1 pseudogene is annotated in these 728 nt (G+C 32.6%); it reads left to right on the plus strand.

The window, feature by feature from the left end:
- Positions 1-494: 494 nt before the first annotated feature.
- Positions 495-728 (plus strand): annotated as a pseudogene (locus ACFINZ_RS10755) (lytic transglycosylase domain-containing protein); the annotation flags it as partial.

The raw sequence follows: 728 nt of genomic DNA on the forward strand, positions 1-728 counted from the left end.
TTGGCGTAGGATTTTTTGCAGCCAGTGTTTATCAGCCATAGGGGATAGTTGATAATGGTTTTTATTCCTGGAGGTATTCTGCGGTATTGAGGGCGTTATGAGAAGTTATTCCAGTTTATGGTGCTTTTTATGATTATGGAGTTGACCTCAATGAGGGCTTAATGATTGTATGTGAAAAATGGTAGAGGTATTTTTAATACTGTTTTTATCTGCACAAAGTTAGGTGTATGATAGATCTTTCAATAGGTAATAGAGTATATTATTTTTTAGCACATTAAAGCTTATGTTATAGTTTCTTTAATTTTTAGTATCCTATGAAATACAGAAATATATAATTCGTTTATTGAATGATTTTCTTCCAATACTAAAATTTATCTTGAAATTGTCTTAATATTTTCATTTTCAAGCCGCTCTTTCGTTTTTTTTCTATGTACAATGCGCCCACCAAGCCGTTGCAGCTAGGATTTAAGAATGTCTTAATGAAGAGAAAGAAAATGCAATTTTTGAAAATTCTTTTAAGTGCAGTATTTGCTGTATCTTTTGTGTTTGATATAAGTTTGGCTCATACCGTGTTAAATGTTGCAGGGTCAAGTGAAGGCTCAGAGATTATTGCTTCTAAGATTCCTGTTCGTCCTTATGAGTTTCTTATTCAGAAATTTGCGAATAAGTACAATGTTCCTGTTAATTTGGCACATGCTGTTGTAAGAGTTGAAAGTGATTATAAGGCC

Source organism: Bartonella sp. AA81SXKL (assembly GCF_042196945.1).
In the GTDB taxonomy this organism is placed as follows: domain Bacteria; phylum Pseudomonadota; class Alphaproteobacteria; order Rhizobiales; family Rhizobiaceae; genus Bartonella.